The organism is Actinoplanes sp. CA-051413 (assembly GCF_050955795.1).
GTDB lineage: Bacteria > Actinomycetota > Actinomycetes > Mycobacteriales > Micromonosporaceae > Actinoplanes.
Map to the genome: position 1 here is coordinate 8,106,601 of NZ_CP192100.1, position 16,409 is coordinate 8,123,009.

The 16,409-nt window shown below is 71.6% G+C and carries 16 protein-coding genes and 1 tRNA gene; 7 read left to right on the forward strand and 10 right to left on the reverse strand.

Going from position 1 to position 16,409, the window contains the following annotated elements; all coding sequences use genetic code 11:
- Nucleotides 1–35 precede the first annotated feature (35 nt).
- On the reverse strand, nucleotides 36–992 hold the full coding sequence (gene ligD, locus ACQP2Y_RS38190) for a non-homologous end-joining DNA ligase (protein ID WP_433721180.1): 957 nt from the start codon (nucleotides 990–992) through the stop codon (nucleotides 36–38).
- A 52-nt stretch (nucleotides 993–1,044) separates the two neighbouring features.
- Between ligD and ACQP2Y_RS38195 the strand changes: the two genes are divergently transcribed.
- The gene (locus ACQP2Y_RS38195; protein ID WP_433721182.1) at nucleotides 1,045–1,971 is read left to right on the forward strand and encodes a 5,10-methylenetetrahydrofolate reductase; all 927 of its coding nucleotides are present in this window, start codon (nucleotides 1,045–1,047) and stop codon (nucleotides 1,969–1,971) included.
- A gap of 7 nt (nucleotides 1,972–1,978) precedes the next feature.
- Here ACQP2Y_RS38195 and ACQP2Y_RS38200 read toward each other — a convergent pair whose 3' ends face one another.
- Nucleotides 1,979–3,811 carry a diguanylate cyclase domain-containing protein gene (locus ACQP2Y_RS38200; RefSeq protein ID WP_433721183.1) on the reverse strand — a complete coding sequence of 611 codons (1,833 nt, stop codon included), beginning with the start codon at nucleotides 3,809–3,811 and terminating at the stop codon, nucleotides 1,979–1,981.
- Nucleotides 3,812–3,886: 75 nt separating this feature from the next.
- On the reverse strand, nucleotides 3,887–4,480 hold the full coding sequence (locus ACQP2Y_RS38205; protein WP_433721185.1) for a TIGR03086 family metal-binding protein: 594 nt from the start codon (nucleotides 4,478–4,480) through the stop codon (nucleotides 3,887–3,889).
- 134 nt (nucleotides 4,481–4,614) lie between these two features.
- On the opposite strand from ACQP2Y_RS38205, the gene ACQP2Y_RS38210 reads away from it, so the two are divergent.
- The gene (locus ACQP2Y_RS38210; RefSeq protein WP_433721187.1) at nucleotides 4,615–5,256 is read left to right on the forward strand and encodes a TetR family transcriptional regulator; all 642 of its coding nucleotides are present in this window, start codon (nucleotides 4,615–4,617) and stop codon (nucleotides 5,254–5,256) included.
- Here ACQP2Y_RS38210 and ACQP2Y_RS38215 read toward each other — a convergent pair.
- From ACQP2Y_RS38215 to ACQP2Y_RS38225, 3 genes are all read right to left on the reverse strand, one after another.
- Nucleotides 5,167–6,501, reverse strand: a complete 1,335-nt coding sequence (locus tag ACQP2Y_RS38215) for an MFS transporter (RefSeq protein WP_433721188.1) — start codon at nucleotides 6,499–6,501, stop codon at nucleotides 5,167–5,169. The genes ACQP2Y_RS38210 and ACQP2Y_RS38215 overlap by 90 nt on opposite strands.
- 42 nt (nucleotides 6,502–6,543) lie before the next feature.
- Nucleotides 6,544–7,137 (reverse strand): antibiotic biosynthesis monooxygenase, encoded by a 594-nt coding sequence (locus tag ACQP2Y_RS38220; protein ID WP_360822174.1) that lies wholly within the window; start codon nucleotides 7,135–7,137, stop codon nucleotides 6,544–6,546.
- Between the two features lie 95 nt (nucleotides 7,138–7,232).
- Nucleotides 7,233–7,730, reverse strand: coding sequence for a nuclear transport factor 2 family protein (locus tag ACQP2Y_RS38225; protein WP_433721190.1), 498 nt, complete (start codon nucleotides 7,728–7,730; stop codon nucleotides 7,233–7,235).
- A gap of 52 nt (nucleotides 7,731–7,782) precedes the next feature.
- Here ACQP2Y_RS38225 and ACQP2Y_RS38230 point away from each other — a divergent pair, with 52 nt between their 5' ends.
- Both ACQP2Y_RS38230 and ACQP2Y_RS38235 read left to right on the forward strand, forming a co-directional pair.
- Nucleotides 7,783–8,838 (forward strand): WD40/YVTN/BNR-like repeat-containing protein, encoded by a 1,056-nt coding sequence (locus ACQP2Y_RS38230; protein ID WP_433721192.1) that lies wholly within the window; start codon nucleotides 7,783–7,785, stop codon nucleotides 8,836–8,838.
- Nucleotides 8,839–8,945: 107 nt separating this feature from the next.
- Nucleotides 8,946–9,710 carry a hypothetical protein gene (locus ACQP2Y_RS38235; RefSeq protein ID WP_433721194.1) on the forward strand — a complete coding sequence of 255 codons (765 nt, stop codon included), beginning with the start codon at nucleotides 8,946–8,948 and terminating at the stop codon, nucleotides 9,708–9,710.
- Here the strand turns inward: ACQP2Y_RS38235 and ACQP2Y_RS38240 are convergent.
- Complete coding sequence (locus tag ACQP2Y_RS38240; RefSeq protein ID WP_433721195.1) at nucleotides 9,681–10,316, reverse strand: LuxR C-terminal-related transcriptional regulator; 636 nt, start codon at nucleotides 10,314–10,316, stop codon at nucleotides 9,681–9,683. The two genes, ACQP2Y_RS38235 and ACQP2Y_RS38240, sit on opposite strands and share 30 nt — an antisense overlap.
- Nucleotides 10,268–11,554: a sensor histidine kinase gene (locus ACQP2Y_RS38245; RefSeq protein WP_433721197.1), complete on the reverse strand. Its 1,287-nt coding sequence runs from the start codon at nucleotides 11,552–11,554 to the stop codon at nucleotides 10,268–10,270. The genes ACQP2Y_RS38240 and ACQP2Y_RS38245 overlap by 49 nt, the downstream gene beginning before the upstream one ends.
- A gap of 149 nt (nucleotides 11,555–11,703) precedes the next feature.
- On the opposite strand from ACQP2Y_RS38245, the gene ACQP2Y_RS38250 reads away from it, so the two are divergent.
- From ACQP2Y_RS38250 to ACQP2Y_RS38260, 3 genes are read left to right on the forward strand one after another with little or no spacing between them, the layout of a single operon-like run.
- Complete coding sequence (locus tag ACQP2Y_RS38250) at nucleotides 11,704–12,732, forward strand: fatty acid desaturase family protein (protein ID WP_433721199.1); 1,029 nt, start codon at nucleotides 11,704–11,706, stop codon at nucleotides 12,730–12,732.
- Between the two features lie 29 nt (nucleotides 12,733–12,761).
- The gene (locus tag ACQP2Y_RS38255; protein ID WP_433721201.1) at nucleotides 12,762–13,556 is read left to right on the forward strand and encodes an SDR family NAD(P)-dependent oxidoreductase; all 795 of its coding nucleotides are present in this window, start codon (nucleotides 12,762–12,764) and stop codon (nucleotides 13,554–13,556) included.
- 23 nt (nucleotides 13,557–13,579) lie between these two features.
- Nucleotides 13,580–14,371, forward strand: a complete 792-nt coding sequence (locus tag ACQP2Y_RS38260) for an SAM-dependent methyltransferase (RefSeq protein ID WP_433721202.1) — start codon at nucleotides 13,580–13,582, stop codon at nucleotides 14,369–14,371.
- 88 nt (nucleotides 14,372–14,459) lie between these two features.
- On the opposite strand, the gene ACQP2Y_RS38265 is transcribed toward ACQP2Y_RS38260, so the two are convergent.
- Nucleotides 14,460–14,532 (reverse strand) — tRNA-Lys (locus tag ACQP2Y_RS38265).
- A 373-nt stretch (nucleotides 14,533–14,905) separates the two neighbouring features.
- Nucleotides 14,906–16,147, reverse strand: a complete 1,242-nt coding sequence (locus tag ACQP2Y_RS38270) for an IS110 family transposase (RefSeq protein WP_433721203.1) — start codon at nucleotides 16,145–16,147, stop codon at nucleotides 14,906–14,908.
- Between the last annotated feature and the right edge of the window lie 262 nt (nucleotides 16,148–16,409).

Here is a 16,409-nt window from a genome sequence, read left to right on the forward strand (position 1 = left end):
GCCGCAGAGCGGACATGGCGTGATGTGGACAAGCGTCACTCGGGGTCGGCCGGGCCGGCCAGACCCGCCTTCTCGTCCCGCTCGGCCCACTCCAGCAGCGGGCCGAGGTCGAAGGCGGTGTCGTCGATGCTCGCGTGCAGGTCACCCAGCTCGGCGAAGCGGGCCGGTACGGTCTGCAGGGTGAACTCGTCGGGCTCCACGGCGTCGATCTCGTCCCAGCGGATCGGCGTGGAGACCGTCCCGCGCTGGTTGCCACGCACCGAGTACGCGCTGGCGATGGTGTGGTCGCGGGCGTTCTGGTTGTAGTCGACGAACAGCTTCTCCGGGTCACGGTCCTTGCGCCACCAGGTCGTGGTCACCTCGGGCGAGCGCCGCTCCACCTCCCGGGCGAAGGCCAGCGCCGCCCGCCGTACGTCGGAGAAGCCGTGCTCCGGGGCGATCCGGACGTAGATGTGCATACCCCGGCCGCCGGAGGTCTTGGGATAGCCGGTGATGCCCAGCTCGTCGAGGACCTCGTGGGCCACGTGCGCGACCCGGCGTACGGTGTCGAACCCGCAGTCGGGCATCGGGTCCAGGTCGATGCGCCACTCATCGGGCTTCTCGGTGTCGGCGCGCCGGGAATTCCACGGGTGGAACTCGACCGTCGACATCTGCACCGCCCAGATCACCTCGCCGAGCTGCGTCACGCACAGCTCGTCGGCGTGCCGCTTGTAGCGGGGGAACTCCACCCGGACCGTCTGCAGCCAGGGCGGGGCGCCGTGCGGCACCCTCTTCTGGTGCACCTTCTCCCCGGCCAGGCCGTCCGGGAAGCGGTGCAGCATGCACGGCCGCTCGCGCAGCGCCCGCACGATGCCGTCGCCGACGCTCAGGTAGTAGTTGACCAGGTCGAGCTTGGTCAGGCCGAGCTCCGGGAAGTACACCCGGTCCGGGTTCGAGACGCGGACGGTGTGCTCCCCGGCATCGACCTCGATCGCGGGTGACTTGGTGGCCATAGGGCCAACCTAGCCGCTCGGTCCGCCGCATGAGCCCCTTACTCTGAGCGGCATGCCGACTCCGCTGCGCGTGAAACTGCAAGAGGCCCACAGCGGGATGCTGCTCGTCAGCGTCACCCCACCCCGGCAGAGCGCCGCCGCCCGGGCCGACGAGATCGCCGCCGTCACCACGGCCCGGCTCGCCGACGTGGACCTGGACGGGCTCGTCCTCTACGACATCGACGACGAGAGCGACCGCAACCCGGACGACCGGCCGTTCCCGTTCCTGCCGACGATGGACCCGGCGGACTTCCACGCCGGCCACCTCGGCGGCTTCGGCAAGCCGGTGGTCATCTACCGGTGCGTCGGCAAGTATCCGCGCGACGAGCTGTCGTCCTGGCTGCAGGCGGTGGACACCGACGAGGTGATGACCGTCTTCGTCGGCCCGTCGTCGAGCGACAAGCCAGTGCGCACCGACCTGCGCACGGCCCACGAGCTGCGCCGGGAGGTACGCCCGGACCTGCTGGTCGGCGGGGTCGCGATCACCGAGCGGTACATCCGGGGCCGCGACGAGCACCTGCGGATGGTGTCCAAACAGGAGCGTGGCTGCGCGTACTTCATCTCCCAGGTGGTCTACGACGTCGACGCCACCAAGAGCATGCTCTCGGACTACTACTACGCCTGCCGCGACCGGGGCATCGCCCCGCGCCCGGTCATCTTGACGATGTCGGTGTGCGGGTCGCTGAAGACCCTGGCGTTCCTCAAGTGGCTGGGCGTGAACGTGCCGCCGTGGCTGGAGAACACCCTGCGGCACTCGCCGGATCCGCTCGCCGAGTCGTTCGACCAGTGCGTGCGCAACGCCCGCGACCTGATCACCTTCTGCCGGCGGCTGGGGATGCCGTTCGGCTTCAACGTGGAGAGCGTGTCGATCCGCAAGGTGGAGATCGACGCGTCCATCGCGCTGGCCGTCGAGCTGCAGCAACTGCTCGACCGGGGTTAGACCGGACCTAGTCGGCGCGGTGCCGGCCCACGCGGGCCGGTTCCCGTTGCTCCGGTACGCCGTTCGCGCGCCGGCCGCCGCCGAGGTGCTTGACCGCGTACATGGCGTGGTCGGCAGCGCGCAGGGCCTGGTCCGGGTCGTCGCTCGGGGTGGCCAGGTGCACGCCGACGCTGGCCCCGATGGTGATGTCGGCGCCGAACACCTGGAACGGGCGCTCCACCGCGAGCCGTACCCGCTGGCTCATCGCGTCGGCGTCGGCCTGCGCGGTGACCCCCGGCATCAGCACCACGAACTCGTCACCGCCGACCCGGGCCAGCACATCACCCTCGCGGACGCAGGCGCTGAGCCGCTCGGCGACCTGGCGCAGCAGCTCGTCGCCGGCCTCGTGCCCGTGCGCGTCGTTGACCGGCTTGAAACCGTCGAGGTCGACGAAGAGCACGGCCACCGCGTCGTCCCGCAGCGAGGTGCCCAGCGCGTCCTGCATGCGCCGGCGGTTCGGCAGTCCGGTGAGCGCGTCGTGGGTGGCCTCGTGGTGCAGCCGCTCCTGGAACGCCCGGTTCTCGGAGATGTCCCGGGCGTTGATGACGATGCCGGTCAGCGCCGGGTTCTGCATCTGGTTGGAGGCGGTGAACTCGAACCAGGTGGCGTTGCCGGCCCGGTTGAGGATCCGGGTCTGCAACCGCAGCACCGAGTCCCGCCCGCTGAGCAGCGCGGCGAAGGCCTCCCGCATCCGCGGCCGGTCCTCCGGGTGGACCAGCTCGAAGACGCTGGAACCCTGCAGCGAGCCCGCCGGGAAGTGCAGCACCGAGGCGGCGCTGGGGCTGGAGTAGGCGACCCGGCCCTCGGCGTCGAGCACGGCGACCATGTCCGGGGCGTGCAGGAACAAGGCCTGGAACCGCTCGTCGGCGCGGCGCCGCTGGACCTGGGTGCGGTAGCCGAGGGCGGAGATGCCGACAGCGCCGATCAGCAGCATCGCCAGCAGCGTCACGTTGATGGTCTGGCTGCGGCTGTGCACCGCGCCGTCGAAGGACGCCATCGTCTGGGTGCGCACATACGCCCAGCCACCCGGCAGCGACTCGTTCTTCACGACGATGGAGATCATCTCGGTGCCGGCCGCGCGGTACTCGACGAACTTCGACCCGTCGGTCAGCCGGGCCGCGGCGGCGACCACGGCCGGGTCCATCCGGGTGCCGATCCGCTCGGCCTGGCTGGTGAAACCGACCTGCCCGGCGGTGTCCATGATCGTGGTCAGGTGCGCCGCCGATTTCAACCGCGCGGTGTACGCCTGCAGAGTCGTAGCGGCGAACTTGTGATAACCGACCAGCAACGCCGCGGTGGCGCCCCCGGCCTTGATCGGCACAGCGAAAGCCTCGACCGCGACCGTGTTCCCGCCCGCGTCCTTGACCTGCATGAGCGAGGAGACGCCGAGCTTGCCCGCCGCCAGCAACGCACGCATCGGCTGGTACCCGGCGTCGGAGCCCGGCGGCAGCGGGTTCCCCCGGGACGCGTTCAGCACGGTGCCGTCGAGCCCGGTGATCGCCGCCCCGTACGGGAAGGAGGTGGACTTCGCGACGTACGCCTCGAGTGCCTCCCGGTCCCCGGCGTAGCCGGCGCTCAGGTGGAAGGGGTAGCTGTCGGCGAAGGCCTTGAGCTCCTTGGCGGACAGCTGCTGCATCTGCCCGGCCAGGGTCGCGTTGTTGACCGCGAGCGCCAACGAGTCGGAACGGTGCACCGTGTCGGCGGCACGCAGCGCCGACCGGTTCACCATCACGCCCACGATGCCGACAGCCACCAGCAGCAGAACGCTGACGACCACGGCGAGCCAGTTGCGCAGCCGCATCTGATTGCCTCCTCGCCGCCAACGATCGGGCGCGGAGCGGGCGAGCTGAACGAAATCGCCCGGAAGTTGCGGCTGTCAGCTCACCGCGGACCATTCGGGGTCACGCCCGAGGTAACGCAGCAGCTGCGCGGCGGCGCCGTCCCGCTCACCAGCCTCCAGCGCGGGCGCGTAGGCGCCGTACTGGCGCAGCGGCTCGACGATCGCCCGGGCCACCGGCAGCAGCTCGGCGGCGAGGTCGTCGTCGAGCAGCGCGGGCCGGCCGGTCGCGACCGCGACGTCCCAGGCGTGGACGGCGGCGTCGAGCGCGGCGGCCCCGACGGCCGTGGCGGCGGGCAGGGCACCGTGCGGCAGCGGGGTCGGCGCCGTGCCGGAGGGGTCGACGGTGGCGAAGGCGGCTGCGGACGCGGCGAGGGTCGGCTCGACGAGCTCGGCCGGGCTGCCGGTCAAGGAGCCGGACGGGGCGAACGGGTCATCGGCCGGGCCGCCGCGCCCGGTGATGGCGGCGACGTAGGCGAGCTGGTCGCCCGCGGCGTGCTGCAGGACCTGGGCCACGGTCCACTCCGTGCAGGGCGTGGGCCGGCCGAGGTCGGCGTCGGTCAGCGCCGTGGTCGCGTCGCGCAGGGCTGCGTGGGCGCGGTCCAGGACGGTCCAGGTGGTCGTCGCGTTCATGATGTCTCCTCGCCGTCTCTTCCGGAACGGAATGGAATGTTCCGCTACCTCCGACGGTAGCGGAACGATCTGTTCCGCACAAGTGTTAGCCTGATCCGGACGCCACCACCGCCGTCCGGAAACGAGGTCGACCCATGACGGAGCCCGAGGTCCTGAACGGCCGCCGCGCCCGGGCCGTCCGCAACGACGGCGCGATCCTCACCGCGGCCCGGGACGTCTTCGTCGCCGACCCGGACGCCCCGATCGCCGCGGTCGCCCGAGCCGCCGGGGTGGGCATCAGCGCGCTGTACCGGCGTTACCCCAGCAAGGAGGCGTTGCTGGGGACGCTCTGCCTGGACGGCCTGCGGCAGTTCGTCGGTGTTGCGGAAGCGGCTGGTGTGGTGGCTGATCCGTGGGAGGCGTTCGTGACGTTCCTGCGGGGCGTCGTCGAGGCCGACGTGCACTCGCTGACCGTGTATCTGGCCGGCCGCTTCCCGACCACGCCGGAGCACCGTGACCTGGCCGCGCAGGCGAGGGTGCTCGCGGACGGCATCCTGCACCGCGCCCAGCAGTCGGGCGCCGTCCGTGCCGACCTGGAGAGCACCGACCTGCCGATGATCTACGAGCAGCTCGCCGCGATCCGCCTCGGCACCCCGGACCAGATACGCGAACTGCGCCGCCGCTACCTGGACATCCACCTCGCCGGCCTACGCGCCACCGCGACCTCCTACGGCAGCCTGGCCGGCACCGCCCCCACCGGCGCCGCCCTCGGCGCCCGCTGGCACCGCTCCACCTGACCCATCCCCCGCGCCCGCCGTGGGCACCGTCCCGCCTGAGCCGTCTGCCGCGCCCGCCGCCGTGGGCAGGTCGCTCCGCACGGCGGTCACAGTCGCCGCCAGTCCCAGCGCCGAAGCGCAGACCAGCAGCACCACCGAGACCGAACCGGCGTCGGCCAGCCCGCCCAGCACGTTGGTGGTGACCAGCAGTGGCACACTCTGCACGAGCACCAGCACCGCCTGGATCCGAGCCAGGTGCGTGGCCGGCGCCGCACCCAGGACCAGCGGCGCGATGTGCGCACTGAACAGCCCGGCACCCACCCCCACCACCAGCCCGGCACCGATCGCCACCGCCACGCCGGGCGCCACCGCCAGCGCCGCCACCGCCCCCGCCGCGATCAGCAGGCCGGTGATCGCCGCCGCTCCCGGCCGCCGCGCCGCACCCCGCGCCAGCACGATGCTCGCCACAACTGCTGTCCCGAGCGCCACGGCACCCACAACCGCCCCACCGGCAGCGGCGGGCCAGTGCCGCTGCCGAGCCAGCAACGGCACCAGCAAGCCCGAAACCGGCAGCAGAGAGGCGGCAGCAGCGGCAGTCAGCAACAGCGCCGGCCGCAACACCCTGTCCCGCCCGGCCGTACGTAAGCCGTCAACCGCCTGCTGCCAGAAACCGCCGGCCTGAGCCGGCGCCGCGCTCGCCGGACGACCCAGGTCCGGCAAGCTTCGCCGCAGTCCCACCAGCACCAACGCCATCAGGGCGAACGTCACCGCGTTCCCCAGCGCCGCGGCGGCGATCCCCGCGGCAGCCACCACCACCGCGCCCACCGGCGGCCCGGCAGCAGCAACGAGCTGCCCCGCGAGGTGGCGGGCCGACAACGCCCGGGCCAGGCCGGGACCGCTCACCAGCAACCGCGGCAGCGACCCCGAGCTGGGCAGATAGAAGGCGTCCACCAGCCCGACCGCCAGCGCCGCGCCCACCAGCAACCACGGCTGCTCACCCCACGCCACCGCCGCCCCCGCGACCGCCAGCATCACGGCCGTCATCACGACGTCGGCCACGATCATCACGCGCCAGGCGCCGACCCGGTCGGCCACCGCCCCGCCCGCCAGCAGCAACAGCACCCGCGGCAGGTTGATCGCCGTCAGCACCAGGCCGGCGAACGCCCCGCCGCGCCCGGCCGCCACCCAGGCCATCGCGAAGCCCAGCACCTGCGTGCCGAGCAGTGACACCGTCGCGGCCGCCAGCCAGATTCCGTATCTCCGCACGGGTGGGAGCCTGGTGCCTCGAGTTGGTCGAGGGTCAAATCCTCAGCGGCGCCACGGCGGTGGCTGGCCGTGCAGCCACCATTGCAGCGCCCTGGTGACCTGCGGCAGCACCAGGTACGTCATCAGCGGCGTCAGGCACAACGTGGTCACCAGCGTGCGCACCAGCACGTGCTGTCCGGCCAGCAGCTGCCCCAGCGTCACCGCCGCGAGCAGGCTGACCGGGAAGAAGCCCAGCCAGATGATCACCGCCTGTTTCCAGCGCGGCGGCGGACCCGGCGGCGGCGCGGTCAGGTCGTCGACCTCGTGCTCCTGCGGCGGGTCGAACCAGCCCTCGATGCCGGTGCGCCGCTCCACCCGGGTGTGCTCGACCATGCCCTGCGCCGACGACAGCCACCACTGCCGCTGCGGGGACTCCTCCCACGCGTGCAGGGCGGCGGCGTCGGCGAAGCGGTACAGCATGTGCCACTCCGTCGAGCCCAGCACCGGCCGCATCCAGCCCACCCCGAGGAAGCCGGGGAAGTCCTCGGCCAGGGTGGCGCCGGCCCGGACCCAGGCCAGCATCTCCGCGTTGCGGGACGGATCGGCCCGGCGGGTGATCGCCACGGTGACGGCGAGCTGCGGCGCTGCGGTTTCCATACCCTTGATGATTCATGCCCGGTGTCACGGCTGGGTGGCGAACGGCTCTCCGGGACTGTGATCAAAACCGCGCACCCCGTGAGCATCAGCACAGGTCACCGTCGCCGGGACGGGTCCGCGCGTGGCAGGATCGTCCGTTCGCCGAGCTTGGTCAGCGCGTTGAGCGGCGCTGTCGCCAGGCCGACGAGCCGCGCCAGGCCCGGCTGGCGCTGACGGCGCAGCAGGCGCGGGCCGATACCGGCCATCACCTCGGTCAGCGCCGGCAGCGGGCGTCCGAAGAAGGTGATCTCCCGGATCAGCCCCTGTCCGTTCAGCCGCAGCAACTGCGCTTCCTCGACCGGCTCCCGCCGGGCCATGCCGTGGTAGAAGAGCGCCCAGGTGTCGTCCGCGCCGACCTCGGTGTGATAGCGGATGTCGTGGATGACCTCGAAGGCGCTCGTCAGCACATCGGTCACCTGGGCCGGGCCGTGGAAGCGGAACTGTGCGGTCAGCGGTGAGATCATCTCGACCTCGGGGGCGAGACAGGTCGCAGCGGCCGTCGCATCGCCGTTCTCGCCCGCCGTACGCCAGGCAGTGATCGTCGGATTCCCCATCGCCGGAATCTACCGCCTGCCGATGTCGGTGGGCCGGAGTAAGTTCCCGACCATGACGCTGCGAAAGATCTCGATGGCTGCTCTCGCCCTCGTCACGCTGACCGCCACCGCGGGCTTCACCTCCGGGCACCCCACGCCGGCCTGGCGGCTGTCCGACACCGGGGTCACCGCCCGCTTCCGGGGTCTGGCCCCGGTCAGTGACAAAGTGGCCTGGGTGGCCGGTTCCGCGGGCACGATCCTGCGGACGGTCGACGGCGCGCGCAGCTGGCAGCGGGTCGATCCGCCGGGCACCGCCGAGCTCCAGTTCCGCGACATCGAGGCGTTCGACGCCGACCACGCCGTGGCGCTGACCATCGGCGAGGGCGACCAGTCCCGGCTCTACCGGACGGCCGACGGCGGTCGCACCTGGACCGAGACGTTCCGCAACGACGATCCGGCTGCGTTCTACGACTGCGTGACCTTCCTGGACCGCCGGCACGGCCTCGCGCTCTCCGACCCGGTCGGCGGCAAGTTCCGCATCCTGGCCACCGCCGACGGTGGCCGCTCGTGGCGGGTGCAGCCCACGGCCGGCATGCCCGCGGCGCTGGCCGGCGAGTTCGCCTTCGCGGCGAGCGGCACGTGCCTGGTCTCGGCCGATCGCCTCGGCGCCGGGCGGGCCTGGTTCGCCACCGGCGGCGGCGAGCGCGCCCGGGTCTTCACGACCGTGAACGGTGGCCGGTCCTGGCGGGTCACGGACAGCACGATCCCGAGCGGTCCCAGCGCCGGCGTCTACAGCCTGGCCTTCCGCGACCCGTGGCACGGCATCGCGGTCGGCGGCGACTACGCCGTGCCGGAGACGGCTCCGGACGCCGCGGCGACGACCCGGGACGGCGGCCGCACCTGGCAGACCGCAAAGGCCGAGCCGGGCGAATACCGGTCGGGCGCGGCCTGGCTGGGCCGCAGCACGGCGCTCGCGGTCGGACCGACCGGCAGCGACATCAGCCGCGACGGCGGTCGGACGTGGACCGAGTTCGACGCGGGCAGCTTCGACGCGGTGCTGTGCGTGTCCGGCGCCTGCTGGGCCTCCGGCGAGCAGGGCCGGGTGGCCAAGCTGACCTGGCGCCACTGATCCAGCGACGCCGACCCGGACGGGCGACCCGCCCGGATCGCCCGCCCGGGTCGCCCGCCCGGATCGCCCGCCCGGGGATTCGACTGCGCTCGATACAGTGAGCGCCGATGCCCGGACCTGTCCGCTCGCACCGCCGAGCCAATCCTCTGATCGACGCGCTGTTCGTCGGCGGCATGATCTTCGGGCTACTGGTCGCCGTCGTTCTGCTGCGGGTCGCCATGTTCGCGCTGAGTGAGGTCTTCGGCGGCATCGGCTTCCTGGTGGTCATCGGGATCGTCAGCGTCACCGCCTTCGGCCGGGCGTACCAGCAGGGCCGCCGCAAGCAGCGGGCGGCCGACGAGTTGCGGCACTGGGAACGCACAGCCGGATGGGAACCCGCGGCTTGGCGCTGGCCGTGGCAGTCGCTCGTGCGCTGGCCGGACACGGTCACTGTGCTGCGGGCGTACGCGAAGCGGGTTGATGGTCTTCCGGTGCGCACCGGGCTGCTGGAGTTCGACGACAACGGCCTGGGCACGACGGTCGACCGGCGGTCCGGCCGGGCCGCCTTCGCGATCGTCGCCCTGCCCCGGCCGGTGCCGTCGATGGGCGTGCGGGTCCACCGCCTGCCGGGCCGGCTGCGCGACGGCGAGGACGAGTTCCTGCACCGCTTCCAGCCGGTCGGCACGGACACCGAGCGGCTCGGTGATCCACAGCTCCGCGCCGCCCACCTGCGCGGCGACATTCCACCGTGGACGGTCATCGGCGACGAGCTGTTCGCCTTCGTGCCGCTGGACGGGCCGCTGCGCCCGGACGACCTGGAGGAGACCGCCCGGAAGGCGCTCCGGGTGGTGCGGCTGCTGGAGCTAGCCGTTGAGATAGGTGAGCACGGCTAGGACCCGGCGGTTGTCGTCGTCCGAGGGCGGCATGCCGAGCTTGGTGAAGATGTTGTTGATGTGCTTGCTGACCGCCTTCTCGGTGACGAACAGCTTCGCCGCGATCGCCGCGTTGGACCGGCCCTCGGCCATCTCCCCCAGCACCTCTCGCTCGCGCGCGGTCAGCACCGCGAGCGGCTCCCGGCGGGCGAGCAGCTGGGAGACCACCTCCGGGTCCATCGCCGTGCCACCGTCGGCGACCCGGCGGACCGCGTCGACGAACTGCGCCACGTTCGAGATGCGGTCCTTGAGCAGGTAGCCGACGCCGCCCTTGCGGTCGCTCAGCAGCTCGCGGGCGTACAGCGGCTCGACGTGCTGGGAGAGCACGAGCACCGGCAGGCCGGGGATCTCGGTGCGGGCCGCGATGGCCGCCTGCAGGCCCTCGTCGGTGAAGGTGGGCGGCAGCCGCACGTCGACCACGGCCACGTCCGGCCGGTGCTTGATCAGCGCGGGCAGCAGCGCCGGGCCGTTGTCCACGGCCTCGACCACCTCGAACTCGAAGGCCTCCAGCAGGCGGGTCAGCCCGTCGCGGAGGAGGGCGAGGTCTTCAGCGAGGACAACGCGCACGGCAACTCCATCGATACGACCGTCGGTCCGCCCGGCGGGGAGGACACCGACATGGTGCCATCGAATGCGGCCAGGCGGCGGGCGATGCCACGCAGTCCGGTGCCGTGGGCCGGATCGGCGCCGCCCACCCCGTCGTCGCTCACCGTCAGCAACAGCAGGTCGTCCACGTGCTGGACGTAGATCTGCACGGTCCGGGCCCGGCTGTGCCGCACCACGTTGGCCAGCGCCTCCGCCGTGGCGAAGTAGGCGGCGGACTCCACCGGGGTCTGCGGCCGGCCGGGCAGGTCCATCTCCACCGTCACCCGCAACGGCAGGCTCATCGCCAGGGCCCGTACCGCGCCGTCGAGGCCACGCTCGGCCAGCACCGGCGGGTGGATGCCACGCACCAGGTTGCGCAGTTCGAGCAGCGCCGTACCGCTGGCCTCGCGGGCCTCGGTGAGCAGTTTGCGGGCTGCGGCCGGATCGCGCTCGATCATCTCCTCGGCCAGGCCGATGGTCATGCCCAGCGAGACCAGCCGGGCCTGCGCCCCGTCGTGCAGATCGCGCTCGATCCGGCGCAGTTCGGCGGCCTGCGCGTCCACGGTGTCGGCCCGGGTGACGGTCAGCTGGGTGACCCGCAGCCGCAGACCGGCGGCCTTGGTCGGGGCCAGGAACAGCTTGGCGAACTGGGCGTTGACCTCGAGCAGCCACGGGGCCGCGCCCAGGCCCAGGGCCAGGAACAGCACGCCCTGCGGCATCGAGAGCATGGCCTCACTGAAGTTGGCGATCGGCCAGAAGACGCCGTACCCGTACCAGTCGATGCTCAGGTAGAGCCAGAGCGGCAGCAGCGAGATGCCCTCCAGGCCGTAGAGCGGGATGGCCACCGCGAGCAGGCCGAGCACGAAGGCGACGATCGCGCCGGGGAGCAGCCAGGCCAGGTCACGCCAGGTCGCCGGGTCGGTGGCGATCCACCGGAAGCGTTTCCAGCCGCCGGGCAGCGCCCGCGCCGGCGGCGGCTCGTACGGGCGGGCGATCGCGATGCCGGCCCGCGCGGCCAGCCGGCGTTCCAGGTTGGCCCGCATCCGGACCAGGTTGGTGGCCCACGGCAGCAGGGCCAGGCCGAGGAACGGCACCGGGGTGAGGGCGAGCGCCACGATCGACATCGCCAGCAGCGGCAGGTTGGTGATGGCCAGACCGACGGCGAACACGCCACCCGCGATGGCCCGTAGGCCGTCGCGTACCCACGAGCGCGTCTCCATGGCCTCATTCTCCTCGCCCGTCCCGGCACACCCGGTGATACCGCTCCACCATGTGCACAATCCCCCACGTTTGACGGGGGTGCTAACACCACCATCGCTGGGGATCTGACACTCCTGACCGTTCGGCCCCCGTGCCGGAGCCTGAAGGAATGACGACAACGACGGAGCGGCCGCGTTCCACGGCCGGTAGTGACTTCGCCGAGTTGAACCGCCGGGTCACTCGCGCGGGCCTGCTCGAGCGCAAACCGGCGTACTACGCCGTCAGGCTGACCGCGGTCTCCCTGATGCTCATCGGCGGCTGGACCGCGTTCTTCCTGATCGGCGCCTCCTGGTGGAACCTGGCCACGGCCGTGTTCCTCGCGGTGGCCTTCACCCAGGTGGCGCTGGTGGCGCACGACCTCGCCCACCGGCAGGTCTTCCGCACCAAGCGCCCCGGTGAGATCACCGGCCGGATCGCCGGCAACATCGGCGTGGGCATGAGTTACGGCTGGTGGATGGACAAGCACACCCGCCACCACAACAACCCCAACCACGACGACCTCGACCCCGACGTCGCCCCCGAGGTGCTGATCTGGGCGACCAAGTCGGCCTGGGGCCGCCGCGGGCTGAAGGGTTTCGTGACCCGGCACCAGGCGGGCCTGTTCTTCCCGCTGCTCACGCTGCTCGGCATCGACCTGAAGATCTCCAGCGTCAAGGCGCTGATCCGCGGCGACATGAAGCGCCGCAACCTCGAGGCCGGCCTGCTGATCGTCCACGCGGTCTGCTACCTCACCGCGCTGTTCGTGATCCTCTCGCCGCTGCAGGCCGTCGCCTTCCTCCTGGTGCACCAGGCGCTGTTCGGTGTCTACCTGGGCATGACGTTCGCCCCGAACCACAAGGGCATGCCGCACCCGGACGGCACCGAGGACTACCTGCGCAAGCAGGTGCTGACCTCCCGCAACGTGACCGGCGGCTGGCTGACCGACGCGGCCATGGGCGGCCTGAACTACCAGATCGAGCACCACCTCTTCCCGGCCATGCCGACGCCGAACCTCCGCAAGGTGCAGCCGATCGTCGAGGCGTACTGCGCCGAGATCGGTGTCTCCTACGAGTCGACCAGCTTGATCAACTCGTACCGGCAGGCGCTGCGGCACCTGCACGAGGTCGGCGCCCCGCTGCGCGAGGCCAGGGCCAGGTAACAACTCCCGCTCTGTGAGAGCGTGAGGGCATGGACCTACAGCTCACCGGCAAGGTCGCCGTCATCACCGGCGGCACGGTCGGCATCGGCCTGGCGATCGCCCGCGGCCTCGCGGCCGAGGGCGCTCACCTGGCCCTCTGCGCCCGCGACGAGCAGCGGCTGCGGGCCGTCGTGGACCAGCTCCGAGAAGAATTCAAGGTACGCGTCATCGGGGTGGCCGCCGACGTCGGAGGACTCGATGGCCCGGCTCTGCTGGAGCGCGCGGTCGTCGACGAGTTCGGCGGCGCCGACATTCTGATCAACAACGCCGGCACCGGCAGCGAGGAAACCATCCTCTCCGCGGGTGACGAGCGCTGGCAGGCGTACTGGGAACTGCACGTGATGGCCGCCGTCCGGCTGGCCCGCCTCTTCGCGCCGCTGATGAAAGCCCGCGGTGGTGGGGTGATCCTGCACAACGCGTCGATCTGCGCGACCCAGCCGCTGGGCTACGAGCCGATCTACAACGTCACCAAGGCGGCGCTGGTGATGTTCTCCAAGTGCCTGGCCAACGAGCTGATCGGCGACAACATCCGGGTCAACGCGGTCAACCCGGGACTGGTCATGACGCCGGACTGGGAGAAGACCGCGAAGGCGCTGACCGCCGGCACGGACCGCTCCTGGCAGGAGCACCTGCAGCAGATCGCGACCGACAACGCCCCGATCGGCCGGTTCGCGGACCCGGCCGAGATCGCCGACCTGTTCGTCTTCCTGTGCTCCCCGCGGGCGAGCTACACGGTCGGCTCGACGTACTACATCGACGGCGGCTGGTTACGCACGACGACGTAGCAACTGGCCCTATAGTGACGATGGTGACCGTGCCCGCCGGAATCGACGCCACCGTCCCGAACGCCGCCCGCATGTACGACTACTGGCTGGGCGGCAAGGACAACTACGCCGCCGACCGGGCTGCCGCCGAGGCGGTGCTGGCCGTGGCGCCGGAGATGCGCGAGGCTGCCCGCTCGGGCCGGGCGCTGATCAAGCGGGTGGTCGAGCACCTGGTCCGCGGCCGTGGCATCCGGCAGATCCTGGACCTCGGCTCCGGCCTGCCGGCGGCCGAGAACGTGCACGAGATCGCCCGCGCCATCGACCCGTCGGTACGCGTGGCCTACGTCGACTACGACGACGTCGTCTGCATCCACGGCCGGGCCCTGCTCTGCGACCCGGAACGCGCGATCATCCTGCGCCGTGACGTCCGCGAGCCGAAGACGATCCTCGAGGACCCGGAGCTGCGCGGCCTGCTCGACCTGGACCAGCCGGTGGCGGTGCTGATGATGTTCCTGCTGCACCTGATGCCGGACGAGGACCAGCCGCAGGACGTGGTGGCGGCGTACCGGGAGGCGCTGGCGCCGGGCAGCTTCCTGGCGATCTCACACGCGGCCAACGACGCCCGGCCGGACTACATGGCCCGGATCAGCGCCATCTACAAGGGCGCCAACGCACCGTTCACGCCCCGGCCGAGGGCGGAGATCGAGGCGTTCTTCGGTGACTTCGAGCTGGAGCCGCCGGGCCTGGTCAACGTGTGGCCGTACGAGCAGCCGCCGCCGGAGATGGACCCGGACCTGGCCCGGATGGGCTACGGCGCGGTGGGCCGCAAGCTCTGATCGTGGTCGCAGGCCCCGGTGTCGAACCGGGCCGGCCGCCCTTATGAGGGGCGGATGAGCAGCCAACGCTCCGCCTGCGGTTGCCGCGTGCGCCGCCGGGGAATCGAACCCCGAACCCTCCGTTTAAGAGACGGATGCTCTACCTGTTGAGCTAGCGGCACTGGTGTTTCCGGGAATGAAAAAACCGCCCTCCCGAACCGGGATGGGCGGCACGCTGAACGCAGCGTCAGCCGCGTCGCCGGCCCGGTCCGGGGCGCATCATCCGCTTGCCGTTCATGGTGCGGAGCATCTTCGAACCCCCTTCGGCCGGTCGCTTCGTGCGGTGTGATTCCCACAGTAAAGATCGCGGAACGAGCCCTCAACGCATTTACCCGGGCCACTCCCGCACGGTCAGGTGCCGCGGCGGGCCCGCCGTGTGCCCCGGGCAGCCGGCCCGGGTTTTGGGGAGCACGCAGCCGGCAGGGTCCGGGTGCCCGGTCACGAGCCGCCAGGCGAGTGGGCACCCGGGCCCGACCTCGGCGTGAGTGCCCTGTGTCAACCAACCGGTTGTGGATCTTGTTCGAGGAGGGTTTGCAGGGCGCGATGTTGGGCTGGCTGGTAGGGGGTGTGGGTGGTCCAGCATCGGTAGATCACGGTGAGCCAGGCACGGGCCAGGATCCTGACGGCGTGGTTGTGGTTCTTCCCTCGGGCGCGGGCCTGGGCATACAGGTGTGCGGCCCAAGCATTGTCGCGGCGGCTGTCGCCGGCGAAGTCACAGACCGCGTCGCGCAGTTGTTTGTCGACGGCCCAGCGGAACGCCACGATGCGCGTGTGACCCGACTGCCGCGTTGACGGGGTGACCCCGGCCAGCCCGGCCAGGGCGGCCGCGGTCGGGAACCGGGCCCGGCAGTCACCGATCTCGGCCAGCAGCCGGGCCGCGCGCACCGTCCCGGCCCGCGGCAGAGACGTGAAAATCGCCGCGTCGGGATGCGCAGCGAGTGCCACAGCGATCTGCTGTTCGAGGGCGTCGATCTGGGCCATGACCGCGTCCAGGGCGGCCAGGTAGGCGCGGGTGATCCCGGCCAGGGCCTGCCCGGCCGGGCCGGTGACACCCGGGACAGCGCTGCGGAGCTGCTGCAGCAGCACGGCGGCGGGTTTGCGGGTGTAACGCCGCCCCCGCAACCATCCCGCGAGGTGGTCTTCGGTGAGGGCGTCCACAGCGTCCTGGGTGCCGAAGTCGGCCAGAAACGCCCGCGATACCGGCGCGTCCAGCTCGGCGAACAACCCGACCACGGCGGGCAGCACCGTCAGCAGATGCGCCCGCAGCTGATTGGCCACCGCGATCCGATGCCCGACCAGGTCCTTGCGGGCACGCACCAACGCCCGCACCGTGCTCGTGTCGGCCCGGTCGGGGACCAGGGGTGTGAGGCGGCGCCGGTCGGTGCGCACCACATCGGCCAGCACGAACGCATCAAACCGGTCGTCCTTGTTCCCGGCCGAGCCATACCGGCCGCGCAGGGCTTTGACCTGCGACGGTGCGATCACGAACACCGTCAGACCCGCCGTCAGCAGCGCTGACACCAGTGGCCCGTCGCCGCGTTCGATCCCGACCCCGCTGACCTGCGCACCGGTCAACACCGTGATCAGCGAGGCGATCCCGGCCTTGTCATGGCTGATCGTGACCCGCTCGATGACCACGCCGTCGGCGTCGATCAGACACCCGAGGTGATTGTTTTCCGCCCAGTCGACACCAGCGAACACCACTCGCGCCGCCGGACCAGGCTCAGGCACACTCATAGCTGCTTCTCCTGCTGCTCAAATCCAGTAGGAACAAGCATCTGGTGGTCCCGGGGACCGTCACTGCCGGACGCTCAATTGAGGGCGCTCAACGGCGCAGTAGCCCTGTCGCCAGTCAGGACGTCCCCGGACCGCCAGACCTCGCTGACACTCCCGCAAGCCCTCACACCGGGGGCAGCAACGGTGGGCGATGGCCTGACGAACCCAGATGCCGCCCGGCCCTGACGGGCCGGACGGCATCCATGGTCCAGCAATGAGCGAC